Here is a 20,768-nt window from a genome sequence, read left to right on the forward strand (position 1 = left end):
GGCGGTTTTTGTATGGCCATTCAAAAAAACGTTTCCCTGCCTGCCGTGCCTCTGTACCTATCTATAATAAAAACAATATTATGGATTTTAAGAAATTAGCGAATCAATACCGGGATGAGCTGCTGGAAAACGTCCTTCCTTTCTGGCTCGACCATTCCCAGGATCATGAGTCTGGCGGTTATTTCAGCTGCCTGGACCGTGAAGGGAAGGTTTTCGATACGGATAAGTTCATCTGGTTGCAGGGACGTGAGGTGTGGATGTTCTCCATGCTTTACAACAAAGTAGAGAAACGACAGGAATGGCTCGATTGTGCCGTTCAGGGTGGTGAGTTTTTAAAGAAATACGGACATGACGGGCAGTTTAACTGGTATTTTTCACTGGACCGTTCGGGTAGACCACTGGTAGAACCGTATAATATTTTTTCATATACGTTTGCCACGATGGCCTTTGGTCAGTTAAGTCTTGCAACTGGAAATCAAGAGTATGCGGACATAGCCAAGAAGACTTTTGAGATAATTTTGTCCAAAGTTGACAACCCTAAAGGCAAATGGAACAAGCTCCATCCGGGCACACGTAATCTGAAGAACTTCGCACTCCCGATGATTCTCTGTAATCTGGCATTGGAGATTGAGCATCTGCTGCCTGCCGGTTATCTGGAGCAGACAATGGAGACCTGTATTCATGAGGTGATGGACGTGTTCTGCCGTCCGGAGCTGGGTGGCATCATCGTTGAGAATGTGGATGTGGACGGTAATCTGGTTGACTGCTTCGAAGGCCGTCAGGTAACTCCCGGACATGCTATTGAGGCGATGTGGTTTATCATGGATCTGGGGCAACGGCTGAACCGACCGGAGCTGGTACAACAAGCAATGTTAACCACCTTAACAATGCTTGATTATGGTTGGGACAAGCAATGTGGCGGCATCTATTACTTTATGGACCGTAACGGTTGTCCTCCCCAGCAATTGGAATGGGATCAGAAACTTTGGTGGGTGCATATCGAGACACTGATCTCCTTACTGAAAGGTTACCGGTTGACCGGAGATAAAAGATGTCTGGAATGGTTTGAGAAGGTGCATGACTATACATGGACACATTTCAAAGACTCGGAATATCCGGAATGGTTCGGTTATCTGAATCGGCAAGGTGAAGTGTTGCTGCCACTCAAAGGCGGAAAATGGAAAGGATGCTTCCACGTACCGAGAGGGCTGTATCAGTGCTGGAAAACACTGGAAAGTTTATAATCCTAAATTAATAACAACACTATGGATGGACGACGTAATTTTCTGAAAACCGCATTTGCCACATGTTCACTGTTAGCAGGCAGCAAGCTTCTGACAGCTTGCACTCCTATAAAAAAAGTAGCTACTGACGAAGAGACATTCGAGACGTTTGCTACGCCCGATGCTCTAAAAGGAATGCCTATTAAAGCGACTTTTCTGGATGAAATAAGCTGGGATATTCCGCATCAGAACTGGGGTACCAAAGAGTGGGATCAGGATTTTAAAGCAATGAAGAAAATGGGAATCAATACCGTTGTGCTCATTCGAGCCGGTCTCGGCAAATGGATTGCCTCCCCTTTTCAATGTTTATTAGGAAAAGAAGATGTCTATTATCCCCCTGTAGACTTGGTTGAAATGTTCCTGACATTAGCCGATAAATACAATATGGCTTTTTACTTTGGAATGTATGACTCCGGAAAGTACTGGCAGGAAGGACTGTTTCAGAAAGAAATAGATCTGAATATGGCACTGATAGACGAAGTCTGGAAAAAATATGGTCATCATAAATCATTCCAGGGCTGGTATTTGTCACAAGAAATCAGCCGGCGCACAAAGAATATGTCCAAGATTTATGCAGAAGTCGGGAAACATGCCAAAGCAGTTTCCGGGAATCTGTCGACCATGGTCTCTCCTTATATACACGGAGTAAAAACAGACCAGGTAATGGCAGGCGACAAAGCACTGTCTGTGAAAGAGCATGAGGAAGAATGGGATGAAATATTGAATAACGTCAATGGAGCTGTTGATATCATGGCTTTTCAAGATGGTCAGGTGGATTATCATGAATTATATGACTATTTGGTTATCAATAAGAAACTGGCAGATAAATACAACATGAAATGCTGGACCAATATCGAATCTTTCGACCGTGACATGCCTATTCGTTTCTTACCTATCAAATGGGAAAAGCTGCTGTTAAAGCTAGATGCTGCGAGAAGAGCTGGAATGGAAAATGCAATCACATTTGAGTTTTCTCATTTCATGAGCCCTAACTCGGCTTACCTGCAAGCCGGGCACCTATATGAAAGATATTGTGAACACTTTATTCTATAAACCTATCTAATATTGTAATGCAATGAAAAAAAGAATCAAATGGAATCCGAGGTTCATGACCTCATTGTTTATTGCGTTCATGTGCACATTGAGTTGTTTCGCACAAAACGTAATAAAAGGATCAGTAAGTGATGGTGGTGGCGAACCATTGCCAGGAGTGTCTGTAGCCGTCAAAGGTACGACCAGTGGTACGATAACAGACATGGATGGAAAGTTTAGTATCAATGCCCGAAATAATGATGTATTGATATTCTCTTATGTTGGTATGAATACTCAGGACATCAAAGTAAATGGTCAGCATTTCATTTCGGTAACCATGAAAGACGATGTTGCTTCACTGGACGAAGTGGTGGTAGTTGGGTACGGAACACAAAAACGTGGCAGTATTACCGGAGCCATATCTACAGTATCCGACAAAGAATTGTTGAAAGCTCCTACGATGAGTATCAGTAACGTAGTTGGTGCACGTATTGCCGGAGTTGCAGCCGTACAGTCCAGCGGTCAGCCGGGATCGGACAATGCAACACTGACAATGCGCGGTCAGAGCGGTATTGTATATGTGATTGATGGTATCCGCCGTACGTCTGCCGACTTTAACGGCTTGGACCCTAACGAAATAGAGTCTGTATCTATCTTGAAAGATGCCTCTGCCGTAGCTGTTTATGGTTTGGATGCCAACGGTGTTTTCATCGTTACTACCAAACAGGGAAAAGCGGAAAAGATGTCTATCACTTATACCGGTTCGGTCGGTTTCAGCCAGAATGCGGAACAACAAGAGTGGTTGGACGGTCCCGGATATGCTTACTGGTATAATAAAGCACGGGAGTTACAAGGTGACCCTACAGTATTTACCTCAGAAATGGTGCAGAAAATGAAAGATGGAGTTGATGGTTGGGGAAATACAAACTGGTATGATAAGATCTATGGTACCGGTACTCGTACACACCATAATATATCGGCAACCGGAGGTAGTGACAGAGTGCGTTTCTTCGCATCTATCGGTTATCTGGATGAGAAAGGTAATATCGACAATTATGGTTACAACCGTTTAAACCTTCGTTCCAATATCGATGCCAAATTAACCAAGAGTCTTACCTTCACATTAGGAGTATCCGGTCGTATTGAGAAAAGAGATTCCCCTCGTTATTCCGCTAATCCGGATGACTGGCATAATGTACCACAACAAGTTATTCGTGCCTTGCCTTATGTGCCCGATACTTACGAATATGATGGAAAAACTTACAATGTATCTACGCCGACCGCTTCCTCTCCGGTAGCTCCGTTAGCATCTATCAACGAATCGGGATACAGCAAATCCAATTATTCTTATATTCAGGCTAACTTCAGCTTGAAGTATGACGCACCATGGCTGAAAGGATTAAGTTTCAAATTCCAGGGAGCTTATGACTTAACTTATAACTTCAGTAAAATCCTGAGTAATCCTTATGAAGTGATGATAATGAACCTTCCAACAAGTGAAAGCACTTCATTAACCTATTATAAAGAAACAGATGCATCCGGTAACTCTATTAGTTTGAGTGAATCCGCATCCAGAGGATATACATTTACTACACAAACAAGTGTAACCTACGATAATAAGTTTGGCAAGCATACCGTAGGTGGAATGTTTCTCGCAGAAACTCGTGAGAATAAGAGTAATGCGTTGAGCGCAACCGGTTACGGACTGGACTTTATCCAACTGGATGAACTTAACCAGATAACTAATAAAACCGGAAACGGAGCAGAAAAGTTCCCGAGCATCGGAGGATATAGCGGACATACAAGAGTAGCGGGCTTTGTAGGACGTGTGAACTATAATTACGACGATAAGTATTATCTGGAAGCTTCTCTACGTCATGACGGTAGCTACCTGTTTGGTGGAATGAACAAACGTTGGGTGACATTGCCCGGTGTTTCCGCAGGTTGGAGAATCAATAATGAAAACTGGTTCAACGCACCCTGGATCAATAACCTAAAGCTAAGAGCCGGTATTGGTAAGACTGCAACAAGTGGCGTAAGCGCTTTCCAATGGAGAAATACGATGGGCATTACAAAAAATGCCGTAATCATTGGTGGAAGCAGCCAGACAATGATGTATGCTTCTGTATTAGGTAATCCTAATTTGTCATGGGCTCAATGTCTGAATTATAATGTCGGCGTTGACGCAACGATGTGGAACGGATTATTAGGTGTCGAATTTGATGTATTCTACAAATATGAATATGACAAACTGGCTACAGTCACAGGTGCATATGCTCCTTCAAGAGGCGGATACTATTTCAGTTCTGCAAACGTGAATAAAAGTGATTATAAAGGATTTGATCTAACTCTGACTCACTATAATCATATCAACAAATTCAATTATGGTGCGAAATTAATCTGGTCTTATGCATATGGCCGTTGGCTGAAATATGTAGGTGATTCGGATAATGCTCCTGAATATCAGCGTCTGACAGGAAAGCAAATAGGTTCCAAATACGGTTTCATCGCCAATGGACTGTTCCAAAGCGAAGAAGAGATTGCTAATTCGGCTACCGTCAAAGGTTATAAAGCCCTGCCGGGATACATTAAATATGTAGATAGAAATGGAGACGGTATCATTACTGCTGCACAAGATCAAGGTTATGTAGGTAAAAGTGCTACTCCGAAACATACCGGTTCTTTGAACTTATTCGGTAATTGGAAAGGATTTGACTTTGACTTGTTGTTCTCTTGGGGATTGGGTAATGTCGTAGCCCTGACCGGTCAGTATACAGCCAGCGGTTCTGCGGGTACACAAGATAATACCTCATTTACCAAACCTTTCTATCATGGAGGAAACTCACCGACATTCCTGGTTGAAAACTCATGGACTCCGGAACATACCAATGCAGAATTTCCACGCCTGGAAATTACTGGTCCAAGTAATAACAATGGATACTCTTCTACCTTCTGGTACAGAAACGGAAACTATATGCGCCTGAAGACTGCACAAATTGGTTACAATTTCCCGAAGAAATGGCTGAACCCTGCAGGTATAGAAGGTCTGAGACTCTATGTTGAAGGCTATAACCTGTTGACCTTTAGCGGACTGACCAAATACAACATTGACCCGGAATCTCCTGCTGTAAACAATGGTTATTACCCGCAACAGAGAACTTATACGCTAGGTGTAAAACTAACATTCTAAAAAACGGAAGTATATGAAAAAGATATTATTAAATATATCATTAGCACTAGCATTAGGCTTTACCATCAGTTCGTGCAATGATTGGCTGGACGGTGTCAAACAGACATCGACTGTAAGTGATGAGATTGTTTGGCAAGATGAAGCATATGTAGATAAGTATGTGAATGCTTTCTATACATATCTGAACAAATATGGTCAGTTCGGTGAATCACAGTTCTCCGGAAGTTTGACTGAAAGTCTGACTGAGACATTCAAATACGGTTCGGTAGCTTTAGGAGACAGAGCCGGACATCCGAACAACTACGTCACCAATCCGGATGTTATCAGTCCGGATGGATGCCGTTACAATATTTGGGATAAAGACCTCGCATACGGTAATATCCGTCAGATGAACCAATTCCTGTCCATGCAGAAACAATACTCAACATTCCCTGAAGACAAGAATTTGAAATGGGAAGCCCAAGTACGTTTCTTCCGTGCTTACGTTTATTTCCAATTAGCTAAACGTCATGGCGGAGTTATTCTTTACGACGACCTTCCTGCCTCTAATGATAAAGCACGGAGTACGGCAGCTGAAACATGGCAGTTCATTGCAGATGATCTGGACTTTGCAGCTACCAACCTGCCAAAAGAATGGGATGCGGCCAATAAAGGCCGGGTGACAAAGGGGGCTGCCTATGCATTGAAATCACGTGCTATGCTATATGCAGAACGTTGGCAAGATGCCTATAATGCAGCCGATGAAGTTGAAAAACTTCAGTTGTATGATTTGGTAGACAACTATGCGGATGCTTGGAAAGGTAACAATAAGGAAGCTATTCTGGAATTTGATTACAATAAAGACAGTGGACCCAACCACACTTTTGACCAATATTATGTTCCTCAATGTGATGGTTATGACTTTGGTGCTTTGGGTACTCCTACTCAGGAAATGGTAGAATCTTATGAAGACAAGAACGGCAATAAGGTAGATTGGACCGAATGGCATGGCACTACCACAAAAGAACCTCCTTATGACCAACTAGAGCCACGCTTCGCAGCCACAATTATCTATCGTGGCTGTACATGGAAAGGTAAAGTCATGGACTGTAGTGTAGGTGGAACAAACGGAGCTTTCATGGCTTATCGTGAACAATCTTATTCGTATGGAAAAACAACCACTGGTTATTTCTTGCGCAAACTATTGGATGAGAAACTGATTGATGTAAAAGGTACTAAAAGTTCACAGGCATGGGTAGAAATCCGTTTTGCAGAAGTTCTGCTAAACAAAGCCGAAGCTGCATACCGGCTTAATAAAACCGGTGAAGCACAGTCTTTAATGAATAGAGTTCGTGCTCGTGCAGGAGTGAATTTGCCGGGCAAGTCTTCGAGTGGTGAGGCATGGTTCAAAGATTATCGTAATGAGCGTAAAGTAGAATTGGCATACGAAGGACATTTATTCTGGGATATGCGCCGTTGGAAACTGGCCCACATCGAATATAACAACTATCGCTGCCATGGTCTTAAGATAACGAACGGCACATACGAATACATCGATTGTGACGGACAGGATCGTAAATTCCCGCAGAAATTATATGTCCTGCCGGTACCGACCTCTGAGATAAAAAACAATGCGTTAATTGAGCAATATGATGAATGGAAATAACTAAAAGCTTAATACAATGAAAAATAAAATATTATCAATCGTTTCAGTCATTGCGTTTCTGATGGGTATGAGTGCGTGTCACAGCCCGGAAGATTTTAATCCGACTGTTGAACGAAACATAATCAACAATTTGACAGCATCCTTCCCGGATGACGACAGTGATGACAATAGTTTCACGAGTGAAATAGATTATACGAATCATATAATTACAGTTGTATTTCCGTATAACTACCCCAAACTTTCAGACAACGTTCTGCAAACATCTGACTTGAAGAAAATGCGTGTAATCGCTGACCTTGATAATAATGTATATGTTTATCCGACATTATTATTTATGGATATGACGAAGGACAATTATATTACGGTGAAAGATCAGACCGGTACGAGTACCGAATATAAAGTTGTAGCAGAAATACGTAAAAGTAATGAGTGCGCAATCACGAAATTCAATCTCACAAGTCTGGGATTATCAGGTATTATCAACGAAAGTACCAAAACTATTTCTCTGATTAGCCTGGAAAGTATAGGTGAAGTTTTAGCAGATGTATCAATATCTCACGGAGCAACGATCTCACCTGATCCGACTACGGTTGCATTGAATTACGACCAAGACCAGAAAGTCACTGTGACTGCGCAAAACGGTACAACTAAATCTACGTATACCGTCAAGAAGGAAATCCCTGAAAAGATTGCTGCCGGCTTGCGTGCAAACAGTGCTAAACTTATTTGGGCTAAGAAACTGACAGACATGGGAATCTCCAGCTTCGATATGACGACCGGTATTGCTGTAACAAATGACTATGTAGTCATTAATGAACGTGCGAAGAATCCTGTATACTTGCATGCCAAGAATGGCGAAAAAGCAGGAACAATGAACATTAGCTTTGCAGGTAGTCTGACAAATTTCTATGCAACAGCAGACAAGGACGGAAATATTCTGTTCACGAATCTGACTCCAAATGCCGGACCAGCATTTACTGTATGGAAAGCCTCGGGAGTCGACCAAGCACCGGAGAAATACATAGAATTTACTACTTCGCTGGCTATGGGCAGAAAACTGTCAGTATGTGGCAGTCTGAACAGTAATGCTATTATTACTGCTCCTATCTATGCCACTTCAGGTCAGTTTGCCCGTTGGCAGGTAGAGAATGGCGTACTTAAATCACAGACTCCGGACATCATTACAGCACAAGGAATAGGCGGATGGGGAACAAATGCTGATGTCATTTACTCTGACCCGACAGATCCGACCAGTGATTATTATACTACGTTCTACGCCGAACCACGCAACCTATGCTGGATGGATGGAAAAACAAATGCAATTAAGAATAAGGGAGTGGCACTTGATGGAAACTACGTACCGAATGCTGTCGATTATACAGTATTTAACAAGGTGGAATATGTAGCTTCAAATCTGGTGAATCCATGGAATTGGGGAACTGCCGATAATATCTACTTGTTCGATCTTTCATCAGGCTCGTTAGCTACTCAGGCTATTGACTTCGGAAGTACCGGTTTGGGAATCAATGGAAACTATGGTTCTAAGATTCTTGGAAATACGAACGGTAATTACTGTGGTGATGTAGTTTTGAAAGTTTCTGATGACGGTTATTATATGTACGTTTACTTTATGTTCTGCAATGGATACGTAGGTTGCGTACAGTGTGACTGTATCGACATGTAAAATACCATCTTTATGCAAAAAGCCTGTACCTCTTTCAGGTACAGGCTTTTTACTTCAACTATTAAGTCGTATAAAATGAATATCAAGAAAAATATAATAAAAGCATTTATAGGAGGAATAGCTGCCTGCTTGTGCATGGCATGTGGCGGCAGCGATTCAAAAGATTATTGGGGAGACACCAGCGGAGGAGGAGACGAAGAACCGACAGAGAATCCTAATGCCTCCAAACCCCGTTATATCTGGCTTGACGCAGCTGCCAACTTTCCCGATTTTGCCAACAGCAAAGAAAACATAGCCCGTGATCTGGCTTTAGCCAAAGATGCCGGTTTCACTGATATTGTAGTAGATGTACGTCCCACTACCGGAGATGTTTTATTTAAAACGAATCATGTAGATCAGGTCAAATTTATGTATGCCTGGATCGGAAGCAACTATACCAAAGTAGAAAGAACAGCAACATGGGACTACCTGCAAGCCTTCGTTGACGAAGCACGCAAACAGGGACTTCGTATCCATGCCGCCATTAATACTTTTGTCGGTGGAAATCAGATCGACGGAGGCACAGGACTTTTGTACAGAGATCAGTCTAAAGCAGCATGGGCAACGCAGATGAACATGCAGACAGGGATTACAAGTGTAATGAACACTAGTGAAAGTGCCAAGTTCTTCAATCCTGCCCATCCGGAAGTACAAACTTTCCTTTGTAACTTACTGAAAGATCTTGCAAGCTACGATCTGGACGGTATCTTCTTAGACCGTGGACGCTTCCTTAATCTGCAAGCCGATTTTTCTGAAGAGTCCCGTAAGCAATTCGAGGCTTACATGGGAGGAATAAAAATCCAAAATTACCCGGACGACATTTTGGCACCGGGTGCTTCCAGTCTTCCTGCCACTTATCCTAAATATATGACTAAGTGGTTGGAATTCCGCGCAAAAGTGATTTATGACTTTATGCAGAAAGCACGCACTGCCGTCAAAGAAGTCAACTCTAAAATTAAGTTTGGAGTTTACGTAGGTGGTTGGTACTCTTCCTATTATGATGTAGGCGTTAACTGGGCTGCTACCACTTATGATACCTCTCGTTATTACAAATGGGCAACCGGCAAATATATGAATTATGGCTATGCTGCCTGCATGGATCAGATCCTTATCGGTGCCTATGCTTCTCCGCTTAAAGTACATGGAACTACCGAATGGACTATGGAAGGATTTTGTTCATTGGCGAAAGATAAGATTAAAGGAGAATGTCCTATTGTAGCCGGAGGTCCGGATGTAGGTAACTGGGATACCAACAATCAGGCAACCCAGGAACAAGAAAACCAAGCAATCGTACAGTCTGTAAAAGCTTGTATGGACGTATGTGACGGATATTTCCTGTTTGATATGATTCATTTGAAAAAAGCCGGTCAGTGGCAATATGCCAAAGAAGGCATCGAACTTGCGATGAAATAAAAGGAATAACTGAATAGCATATAATAACATGAAGAAAATAACACTAGCACTCTTATCCGTTTTACTGATCACAGCACTGGGAGGATGTAAAAGCACTACACCCCAGACAGCAGACAAAAATGTAAAACCTGCCTTGATGTGGTTTGATGCTGAAGCCAATTTTGAACGTTTCAGCCATCCCGATTCAATAGATTATTATCTGACTAAGATAAAATCACTGGGCTTTACCCACGCCGTTGTTGATGTACGCCCTATCACGGGAGAAGTATTGTTCGACACAGAATTCGCACCTAAGATGCGCGAATGGCAAGGATATGAACGTAAAGACTTTGACTATCTGGGACATTTTATCAAGAAAGCGCATGAATTGGGAATAGAAGTGCATGCTTCTCTCAATGTATTTGTTGCCGGTCATAACTACTTTGACCGCGGATTGGTGTATTCCACTCACCCCGAGTGGGCATCTGTTGTATATACTCCGGAAGGCATGACTTCCATAACAAACGAAAAGAAAAAATATTCTGCCATGGTGAACCCTATCAACGAGGATTTTCGGACACATATTCTGAATGTCTTGAAAGACCTGGTTAAACGTTACCCTGATTTAGACGGATTAATGCTGGACAGAGTAAGATATGATGGTATTTCCGCCGACTTCTCCGATATCTCCCGCCAGCAGTTTGAAGCATATATCGGACAAAAAGTAGAAAAATTCCCGGAAGATATTTTTGAATGGAAGAAAGACTCCAACGGCAAATATTATCCCGAGCGTGGCAAGCATTTTCTGAAATGGATCGAATGGCGTACCAAAAATATTTACGACTTTATGGCTCTTGCCCGAAAGGAAGTAAAAGCAGTCAATCCGGACATTTCTTTTGGTACTTATACGGGTGCCTGGTATCCTTCCTATTATGAAGTGGGAGTCAACTTTGCCAGTAACCAGTATGACCCGAGTAAAGATTTTGATTGGGCTACTCCGGAATACAAAAACTATGGATATGCAGAACTGATCGACCTCTATGCTACCGGCAACTACTATACAGATATCACAATCGAAGAATCTCTGAAGAATAAGAAAACCGTATGGAACGAAACCGATTCACAAGGCCAAAGCGGTACATGGTATTCGGTAGAAGGATCGTGTCAGAAATTACGCCATATAATGAAAGACAATCAATTCATGGGGGGTATCCTGGTAGATCAATTCTATGATAACCCTGCAAAACTCTCGGCAACAATCGAAATGAACCTGAAAGCATCAGACGGATTGATGGTATTTGACATAGTACACATCATCAATAAAGGATTATGGAAAGAAGTTGAAAATGGAATGAGAGCTGGAGGAGCTCTGGAATAATAAACATTTGAATCCTATAAACATATGAAAAGACTCTCAATTATCTCCCTACTGTTATGGATTGGAATGGTGGCTTTTGCTACCGGAAAGTCCAAAGTGATGTGGTTGGATTGTTCTGCAAATTTTCAGAGATTCAGCTACCCGGATTCCATCCGTTACTATGTGGACAAATGCCATGAAGCAGGAATCACTCACTTAGTATTGGATATAAAAGATAACACAGGTGAAGTGCTATACCCCAGCAAATACGCCGCACAGAAAAAGAACTGGAAGAATTTCGATCGTCCGGATTTTGACTTTATCAATACCTTTATTAAGGCAGCCCATGCCCATGGGATGGTTATCTTTGCCGGGATGAATATTTTTGCAGATGGACAGAATATCGTAAAGCGTGGTGCCGTTTTTGATAAGCATAAGAAATGGCAGGCCATCAATTATGTCCCACGCAAAGGATTATTGCCCGTAACGGAAATAGAAGGAAAACCTACCATGTTCCTGAATCCGGCATTAAAGGAAGTGCAGAAATACGAAATAGACATTATCAAGGAAGTAGTCAGGAATTATGCTTTCGACGGTATTATGCTGGATCGTGCCCGTTACGATTGTATCGATTCTGATTTCTCTCCCGAATCCCGAAAAATGTTCGAGAAGTTTATAGGAAAGAAGATAGACAGATTTCCGGAGGATATACTTGAATGGCGGCCTAATGCCGAAGGAGGAATTGACCGTGTCGGTGGTCCGTATTATCATCAATGGCTGACATGGAGGGCTTCCGTCATCTATAATTTCATCAAAGACGTACGTACTTCCATCAAAAAAGTGAATCCCGATTGTATGCTGGCAGCCTACACAGGGGCATGGTATCCTACCTACTTCGAAGTAGGAGTAAACTGGGCAAGCCAGAAGTATGATGTCAGCAAAGACTTCAGTTGGGCAACACCCGACTATAAGAATTATGGATTTGCCGAATTACTGGATTTCTACACAAACGGGAATTATTATTGGAATGTAACACTCGACGATTATTACCGGTCATCCGGCAAACATAAAAATGAAACGGACAGTGAATTTTCTACCGGAGAATATCTATGCGTAGAAGGAGGTTGCAAATATTCCAAATACTTATTGAAAGATGCAGTACCCGTATGCGGAGGACTGTATGTAGAAGATTACAAACGAGATGTAAATCAGTTTCAGAAGGCGGTACGCATGAATCTGAAAGAATCGGACGGTGTGATGATTTTTGATATTGTACATATTATCCGTAACGGATGGTGGGACGAACTAAAAGAAGCACTGGATGAAACCAAGCTGGATGAAGCAGGAATGATTAAAGGAACCGTTACCTGCGACGGCAAAGGCATAGCCAATGTGGTAGTGACAGACGGACTGCGTTGTGTCACTACAGACAAGAACGGTATCTATCATCTGCCAAATCTCGGAAATACACGTTTTGTATATATCACAACTCCTGCCGGATACCTGACAGACTGCGAACAGACCATTCCCAGATTCTATCAGGAAATTGATCTGAGCAAGACAAATGAATATAACTTCCGCCTGAAAAAGAATCCTAAAGATGACAGCAAACATCTGTTTGTACTGGAAGCAGATGTACAAGCCGGCTTGAAAGAACATTGGGATTTGTACGCCCCCATCGTCGATGACTATAAACAATTAATCGACCAACATACCGATCGTGATGTATTCGGACTGAATTGCGGAGATATCTTCTGGGACACACCAGCCACTTTCTTTCCACCTTATATAGATAAAGCAAAAAAACTGGATATACCCATATACCGCGCAATCGGTAATCACGATATCGATTGTAACGGAGCTACTCATGAAACATCGTACCGGACTTTCGAAGGATATTTCGGTCCTACCCATTATTCGTTCAACAAAGGAAATGCCCACTATATTGTTATAAACAACAACTTTTATGTGGGACGTGAATACTTCTACATCGGTTATGTAGATGAAACTACTTTCAAATGGCTGGAAGAAGATTTATCTTATGTACCTAAAGGCACACTGGTATTCTTCATAACACATATCCCCACTCGGATAACGGAACAGAAAAGACCTTTCAACTATGATTACGGTATGCTGGCGGGAGAAACGATCAATGCCGAATCTGTTCACCGATTATTGGACGGATACGAAACCCACTTTCTGACGGGACATCTTCATTCTAACTCCAATATCGTATTCAACGATCATCAGATGGAACATAACACAGCTGCCGTATGCGGCATTTGGTGGCATGCAGATGTCTGCATAGACGGAACTCCCCAAGGATACGGAGTCTATGAAGTAGACGGCAATCAGGTGAAATGGTATTATAAAAGTGCCGGTCATCCGAAAGATTACCAATTCCGTAGTTACGGAGCAGGAACATCCAAGGAGTTTCCAAAAGACATTATAGCAAACGTATGGAACTGGGATAAGAACTGGAAAGTAGAATGGCTGGAAAACGGGAAAGTAATGGGAGCAATGACTCAATATACAGGAGTCGACCCTTATGCACACAAAGTATGTACGGATAAGAAAAGAACCATGCAAAGCTGGATATCAGCAGCAAACACCGGTCACATGTTTCGTGCCACTCCTGAAAATCCGAGAGCTAACATAAAAATTAAGGTAACAGACCGCTTCGGTAATGTTTACCTGCAAACAATTTCTAAATAAGAAACAATGAAATATCTAAGATATTACTTATGGATTATTTGCCTGTTATTCCCATTGGGAATACAGGCAAAAGTCAGGCTAACTTCCATTTGGGGAGACAACATGGTGTTGCAGCAACAATCGGAAGTAATCTTTAGGGGAAAAGCATCCGCCAATAAACAAATCGTTGCGATTGCATCATGGAATCAGCATAAAGTAACGACCCGGAGTGATCAGGAAGGCAACTGGAAGCTAAAGCTTCTCACTCCTGCCGCAGGCGGTCCTTATACAATCTCCTTTTCGGATGGCGAAAAACTGACGCTGAATAATATTCTGATTGGCGAAGTCTGGTTTTGCTCGGGACAATCTAATATGGAAATGCCCGTCAGGGGATTTCGCGGACAACCGGTGTACGGTTCGCAACCTTATATTGTAACCGCCGATCCTAAGCGGGAACTACGCCTGTTTACCGTCAAGAGAGATTGGAGTACAACTCCTAAAGAAGAGGGCGTCACAGGTCATTGGTCGGAGTTGTCTCCCAAAGAAGTCGGAGATTTTAGTGCTGTCGCTTATTTCTTCGGTGATTTGTTACAGCGTTCATTAGATGTCCCTGTCGGTCTCATTCATTGTTCATGGAGTGCTTCGAAAATAGAAACCTGGATGGATAAACAAACTTTGCAACACTTTCCTGAAGTCCAGTTGCCGGATATCAACCAAGCTGAGTTTGAATGGCCTGCAGGTACCCCTACCTTGTTATGGAATGCAATGGTAAATCCCTGGAAAGGATTCCCAATCAAAGGGGTTATCTGGTATCAGGGAGAGTCGAACTCTCCCAATCCGACTCTTTATAAGAAACTGTTTCCTGCCATGGTGGCACAGTGGAGAGAATTTTTCAATAATCCCGGAATGCCCTTATATTATGTGCAAATCACTCCTTGGCAGGCAGAAGGGAAAGATAAGCTGGACCGGGCATGGTTTCGTCAGTGTCAGTTGGAACTTATGTACGAAGTTCCCAATGTAGGGATGGTGACAACGACCGATGCAGGAAGTGAAAAGTTTATTCATCCTCCTTATAAAATCAAGGTCGGTGAGCGGCTGGCATATTGGGCGCTGGCAAAAACCTATGGCAAAGAAGGTTTCCTATATGCAGGGCCTTTCTATAAAAGCTGTCAACTGAAAGGAAATGTGGTAGAAATCACTTTTGAGAACGGCAATGAAGGACTTATTCCCGAAAACCAAAGACTGAAAGGATTCGAACTGGTAGATAAGAATGGAAGGATTGTGCCGGCAGAAGCAGAAATTATAAATGGCTCCGCACGTGTAAAAGTATGGAATGATTCCATATCCCATCCCGTCGAAGTGCGCTATTGTTTCCGCAATTATATGGAAGGTGATCTTTTTAATAATGCGGAGATACCGGCTTCACCATTCCGAATCGTAGTACAACAATAAAAAAATAAATATGAAAAGTAATATACGAGCTTCTTCTTTGGATGCCCTCCGAGGATATGCAATTCTTACGATGGTGCTTTCCGGAAGTATCGCTTGGGGAGTACTCCCCGGCTGGATGTATCATGCCCAGGTAGGACCTCGTTCTAATTTTGTATTCGATGGTTCTATATATGGCATCACGTGGGTAGACCTCGTGTTTCCCTTTTTCTTGTTTGCTATGGGAGCTGCCTTCCCTTTTTCAATAGGTAACAAATACAGAAAAGGCAGCTCCCGCTGGAAGATTGTATACGATAGTGTACTGCGAGGTTTTCGTCTGACTTTTTTTGCTATTTACATTCAACATATCTATCCTTGGGTGGTATCTTCTCCACAGGATATCCGGTCATGGCTGATTGCGTTAGCCGGTTTTGCATTGATGTTTCCCATGTTTATGAGAATCCCGTTCAAGATGCCGGAATACGTGAGATTACTGATTAAAATAGCTGCTTATTCCATCGGTGTCATCATGTTGCTGAACATCACGTATGCCGATGGGCGGACCTTTAGTTTAGGATATAGTAATATCATCATTCTGGTATTAGCCAATATGGCAATCTTTGGTTCGTTAATCTATACTTTTACAATCAATAAGCCGTGGATTCGTATCGGCATACTGCCATTTATCATGGCAGTATTTCTGGGGAAAGAGAATCCGGAATCATGGAATCATGCTGTGATGACATTCTCTCCGTTACCATGGATGTATCAGTTTGCCTACCTGAAATATCTGTTTATCGTAATTCCCGGTACGATTGCCGGAGAGTATCTGTACGGATGGCTGCAGAGCAAACAGACAACGCCATCTATAGCTTCCAACAATGACGAGTATAAAAGAATGCCCTGGATACTCCTGCTTACTATCGGACTTATTATTTTGAATTTGTACGGTTTGTATATGCGGTATTTGCTTCTCAACTTGGCAGGAAGTATCATTATCCTAAGCATTTTGTACGTCTTGCTACAGATTGAAGGGAAAAATGCCAATTATTGGTACAGGCTATTTAAAGCAGGTGCTTATCTGGTACTGCTGGGACTGGCTTTTGAAGCCTACGAAGGAGGCATCCGGAAAGATCCTTCTACCTACAGCTACTATTTTCTGTCAGCTGGACTTGCATTTATGGCTATGATTGCCTTTTCCATCATGTGTGATATCTACTCATGGAGAAGACTGACACGACCACTGGAATACGCAGGTCAGAATCCTATGATTGCTTATGTATCCACTCAACTGGTCGTATTGCCGATATTAAACCTCGCAGGACTGGGAACTTACCTGTCTTATCTGGATCAAAATGCATGGCTTGGCTTTTTGAGAGGAGTCATTGTAACTTCTCTGGCTTTACTTATAACGATATTATTTACCAAACTAAAATGTTTTTGGAGGACATGATTATGATAATCAAACGATTGTATTTTATAGCAACAGTCTTATTTGCTTTTTCCGTATGTTCATGTGGAGGAGAGAACTATCCGGATCATCCGTGGGAATGGGATCAGGATACCGAAGAAGAAGACCCGAATCCTGATATTATAGAACAAGGATGGACGGCTGTCGATAATCTCGGCAAACTTCCCGATTATATTCAAGTATACAAATCTCCAGAGAATTTAGCCGGGAAAAAGGCTATTGCATATATAGCCGTTGCCGATATGACTAAAGCTAAATTCGAAGTTCTGGGAGATATTGCCTTTTCACAAGAAGCTAATGGATATGGAGGAAAGGCATTGAATACTCCTTCGGAATTTTATGAATCTTCCAAAGATCCTATCGTTGTTAATGGCGGATTGTTCTTCGCTAGCGGCGGGTTCTATTATTCACAGAATCTGGTAATTCGTAATGGGCAATTACTAGCTCCTAATCAGAATTATTATTCAGAGGACTGGGTTACGATGTGGTATCCGACTTTAGGAGCTTTCTGTCAGATGAAAGATGGAACATTTCAAACCACATGGACTTATCAAGGTTCCGATGGAATCAATTACTGTTACCCTGCCCCTGCTGACAATGATATAAAAAAGGACCCGCTTCCGGCACCGTCATCTACTTTTCCCAGTGGTGCGAAGGCATTGGAAGCAACCACCGGTATCGGAGGAGTAACAGTTTTACTGCGTGGAGGTGAAATCAAAAATACCTATGTACAGGAGATGTTGAATATTTCTGCTGCATCTAATCAACCTCGTACCGCCATTGGATATACAAAGAATAAAAAAATGATTATCTTTGTATGCGAAGGCAGAAACATGACAGAAGGAGTAGCAGGATTAACTACTGCCAATGTAGCCACAGTTATGAAGGATCTGGGTTGTACAGAGGCTTTAAATTTAGATGGAGGCGGCTCTTCATGTATGCTGGTCAACGGAAAAGAAACAATTAAAGGCAGTGACGGCAAGCAACGGAAAGTGTTGACTGCTGTCGGAATTAAGTAAATGATGAAACATTTTTTTATTCTTACTATGTTGTGCTTGTTTGGATTCGACCTGCAAGCACAACTGACGTATCATGAAGCGTCACAATTCCCTCTTCTTGGGAAAGCCACTGAAGCTACCGGAACTCGTTATGAAAGATTCCCGGATTCATTGAAGAACGTATCTCGCGAACGGTTATGGAATTTAAGCCGTAACTCCGCAGGTCTAGCAATACGTTTTCGGAGTAACTCCACCCAAATAGCGGTAAAATGGGAGGCTCTTTTTAATAATCATATGAATCATATGACGGATGTAGGAACCAAAGGACTCGACCTTTATTGCCTTCAGGAAAACGGTGACTGGCGTTTTGTCAACAGTGCCCGCCCTACTGCTAAAACGAACAGTGCAACGATTATTGCAAACATGCAGCCCAAAGAAAGGGAGTACATGCTCTATCTGCCTTTATATGACGGAGTCGCCTCCCTGTCTATCGGAGTAGACTCATTGTCAACTATTGACCAACCTTTAGTTGACAGTCCGGTCCGCAAAAAGCCTGTTGCTTTTTACGGTACCAGTATCTTGCAAGGAGGATGTGCAGCGCGTCCGGGAATGGCACATACTAACATCATTTCACGACGCCTCAACCGGGAGTGTATTAATCTAGGGTTCAGTGGCAATGCATTGCTCGATCTGGAAGTAGCCCAAATAATGTCAGAAGTAGATGCCAGTGTCTTTGTGCTGGATTTTGTACCCAATGCTTCCGTTGAACAAATGGGGGAACGGATGGAGACTTTCTACCGAATCATCCGGGATAAGCACCCTGATACGCCCATTGTGTTTATAGAAGACCCTGTCTTCACTCACACATTATTCGACCAAAGAATAGACCGTGAAGTGAAAAGGAAAAATCAGACCTTAAATGAGATATTTAATTCACTAAAGAAACAAGGTGAAAAGAAGATATACTTGATTCATTCGAAAAACATGATAGGTAATGACGGGGAAGCAACAGTGGATGGTATTCATTTTACAGACTTAGGAATGATGAGGTATGCAGATCTGGTGACTCCAATCATTAAAAAATTAATGAAGTAGTAAAACCTATGAATTTACAGATCGAATTTTATTTCGTGTGTAAATAAAGAAAGATAAATATTCATGGTTGATTCTTCAGTATTAGTAATCTTCGGCATCATAGCAGCGTCGGCTACAGACATCAAAGAAATTCTCAGATTTGATTTAAAATAAAGATAGAAGTCATGACGAAACGTTTATTTTTTGCATTCATATTCTTATCTTGGCACTTGGTAGCCTGTTCGAATGGAGATTCAAAAATGAGAGTGAAAATAACTGGCGAAGATTTATACATATCAGCCAAGCTGGATGCTGAAACCGATATTCTTTATTGGTTCAAGAAGTGTATGTTCAATGAACTGTTCACATTTTATAGAGTAGGGACAATAGCCAACAGTATGCCTGCTCCTACTACCTTGCCCGATACCTCCCCGGCATCCGTTCTGAATCTGGCCTACAGTGACAATATCGGTCCTTTTAATATAACGGGATATGGATGGTGTGGAGGAAATCATCCCTATTTGGATGAAGTCACTCGAACTGCCCGCAATGTCGGTTATCATATTTATGTGGATGGAAAAGAAATAAAGGAAGATATGTCGGCTTTGACAAAAGAGATAAAAATAACAGTAACCAATGAAATAATGAATCCTTCCAAAGCCGATACCAGTAGCGGAAAAACACTTTTGAATGATGTATTATGCATAGAGACTGTCAGTTATTCTGTTTACAGAAATAATATCCAAGTCTCGGTTAGCCATGAGTTTCAGAATGAGTCTCCTGTGACGGTACAGATGTATTATGGAATGCAGTCTATGTTTGAGAAAGAGACACATACATTAACTGCCGGTGGCAAGTATACTGACTGGACGGTACAAAAAGAGGTCTCCACCTTTACAAAGAAAGAGTATCCCTCATTTCGCCGTTTCATTGAGAAAAGTGTACATGCCTATCAATCCTCTTATCTATTCGCTGACGGACTGGGAAATCATGAAGAGATAGCAGATGATGACATTATCTTCATCGGAAATTCCAGCAATAAAACATATCATAAGATAATAGCCAATAAAGAACATAAAAAAGGAGATGTTATTCATTGGAGCGGAGTTTATACTTGGTTCAAGTCTCCTGTTTCCGATGATGATGGTTTGCTGTGTTATGAGGGTATTATAGATAATCAGAAGGTCCTCTTTATTGATTGCAAGAAGAGCGTCAACAAAATGATACAGCTGCCTGACGGCTATATAAAGAAGACTTTCACTATCAGAGAGAAAAGCGAATCAATAACAATCGCAGGTAATAAAGTGACAACCCAAGGACTTAAGATCGTATCCGATGGCCCCGGAAGTTGTGTGATTACCTTTAATCATTAATTTAGTGTATGGCATCCCAACTATAAAGGACAGACAAAAATGGCTACATCATTGATTCCCTATATATCAACGATTACAGATTGGCCATTAAAACCAGAATCATTTTAT

12 protein-coding genes and 1 pseudogene are annotated in these 20,768 nt (G+C 42.0%); all 13 read left to right on the forward strand.

Going from position 1 to position 20,768, the window contains the following annotated elements:
* Window positions 1-80: 80 nt before the first annotated feature.
* The 13 genes and pseudogenes from K6V30_RS18420 (at window position 81) to K6V30_RS18480 (ending at window position 20,660) form a co-directional block, all read left to right on the forward strand.
* Complete coding sequence (locus K6V30_RS18420) at window positions 81-1,244, forward strand: n-acyl-d-glucosamine 2-epimerase (RefSeq protein WP_010539475.1); 1,164 nt, start codon at window positions 81-83, stop codon at window positions 1,242-1,244.
* Window positions 1,245-1,265: 21 nt separating this feature from the next.
* A complete protein-coding gene (locus K6V30_RS18425) occupies window positions 1,266-2,336 on the forward strand; it encodes a DUF4434 domain-containing protein (RefSeq protein WP_055271120.1) in 1,071 nt (356 codons plus the stop codon).
* A gap of 22 nt (window positions 2,337-2,358) precedes the next feature.
* Window positions 2,359-5,505, forward strand: a complete 3,147-nt coding sequence (locus tag K6V30_RS18430) for a SusC/RagA family TonB-linked outer membrane protein (RefSeq protein ID WP_055271122.1) — start codon at window positions 2,359-2,361, stop codon at window positions 5,503-5,505.
* A gap of 13 nt (window positions 5,506-5,518) precedes the next feature.
* A complete protein-coding gene (locus K6V30_RS18435) occupies window positions 5,519-7,150 on the forward strand; it encodes a RagB/SusD family nutrient uptake outer membrane protein (protein ID WP_010539478.1) in 1,632 nt (543 codons plus the stop codon).
* Window positions 7,151-7,166: 16 nt separating this feature from the next.
* Complete coding sequence (locus tag K6V30_RS18440; protein WP_055271124.1) at window positions 7,167-8,834, forward strand: DUF5018 domain-containing protein; 1,668 nt, start codon at window positions 7,167-7,169, stop codon at window positions 8,832-8,834.
* Window positions 8,835-8,909: 75 nt separating this feature from the next.
* Window positions 8,910-10,286: an alpha amylase family protein gene (locus tag K6V30_RS18445; protein WP_081030934.1), complete on the forward strand. Its 1,377-nt coding sequence runs from the start codon at window positions 8,910-8,912 to the stop codon at window positions 10,284-10,286.
* 28 nt (window positions 10,287-10,314) lie between these two features.
* A complete protein-coding gene (locus K6V30_RS18450) occupies window positions 10,315-11,643 on the forward strand; it encodes an alpha amylase family protein (RefSeq protein WP_055271126.1) in 1,329 nt (442 codons plus the stop codon).
* Window positions 11,644-11,667: 24 nt separating this feature from the next.
* The gene (locus tag K6V30_RS18455) at window positions 11,668-14,337 is read left to right on the forward strand and encodes a calcineurin-like phosphoesterase C-terminal domain-containing protein (RefSeq protein ID WP_055271128.1); all 2,670 of its coding nucleotides are present in this window, start codon (window positions 11,668-11,670) and stop codon (window positions 14,335-14,337) included.
* Between the two features lie 6 nt (window positions 14,338-14,343).
* Window positions 14,344-15,765 (forward strand): annotated as a pseudogene (locus tag K6V30_RS18460) (sialate O-acetylesterase); the annotation flags it as partial.
* Between the two features lie 13 nt (window positions 15,766-15,778).
* Entirely contained in the window at window positions 15,779-17,197 is a 1,419-nt protein-coding gene (locus tag K6V30_RS18465; protein WP_055271132.1) for a DUF5009 domain-containing protein, read from the forward strand.
* Window positions 17,198-17,199: 2 nt separating this feature from the next.
* Window positions 17,200-18,234, forward strand: coding sequence for a phosphodiester glycosidase family protein (locus K6V30_RS18470; protein ID WP_055271159.1), 1,035 nt, complete (start codon window positions 17,200-17,202; stop codon window positions 18,232-18,234).
* A gap of 27 nt (window positions 18,235-18,261) precedes the next feature.
* A complete protein-coding gene (locus K6V30_RS18475; protein WP_109114774.1) occupies window positions 18,262-19,308 on the forward strand; it encodes an SGNH/GDSL hydrolase family protein in 1,047 nt (348 codons plus the stop codon).
* A gap of 239 nt (window positions 19,309-19,547) precedes the next feature.
* Window positions 19,548-20,660, forward strand: coding sequence for a hypothetical protein (locus K6V30_RS18480; RefSeq protein ID WP_224207182.1), 1,113 nt, complete (start codon window positions 19,548-19,550; stop codon window positions 20,658-20,660).
* Window positions 20,661-20,768: the final 108 nt, after the last annotated feature.

Source organism: Bacteroides faecis (genome assembly GCF_020091505.1).
GTDB lineage: Bacteria > Bacteroidota > Bacteroidia > Bacteroidales > Bacteroidaceae > Bacteroides > Bacteroides faecis.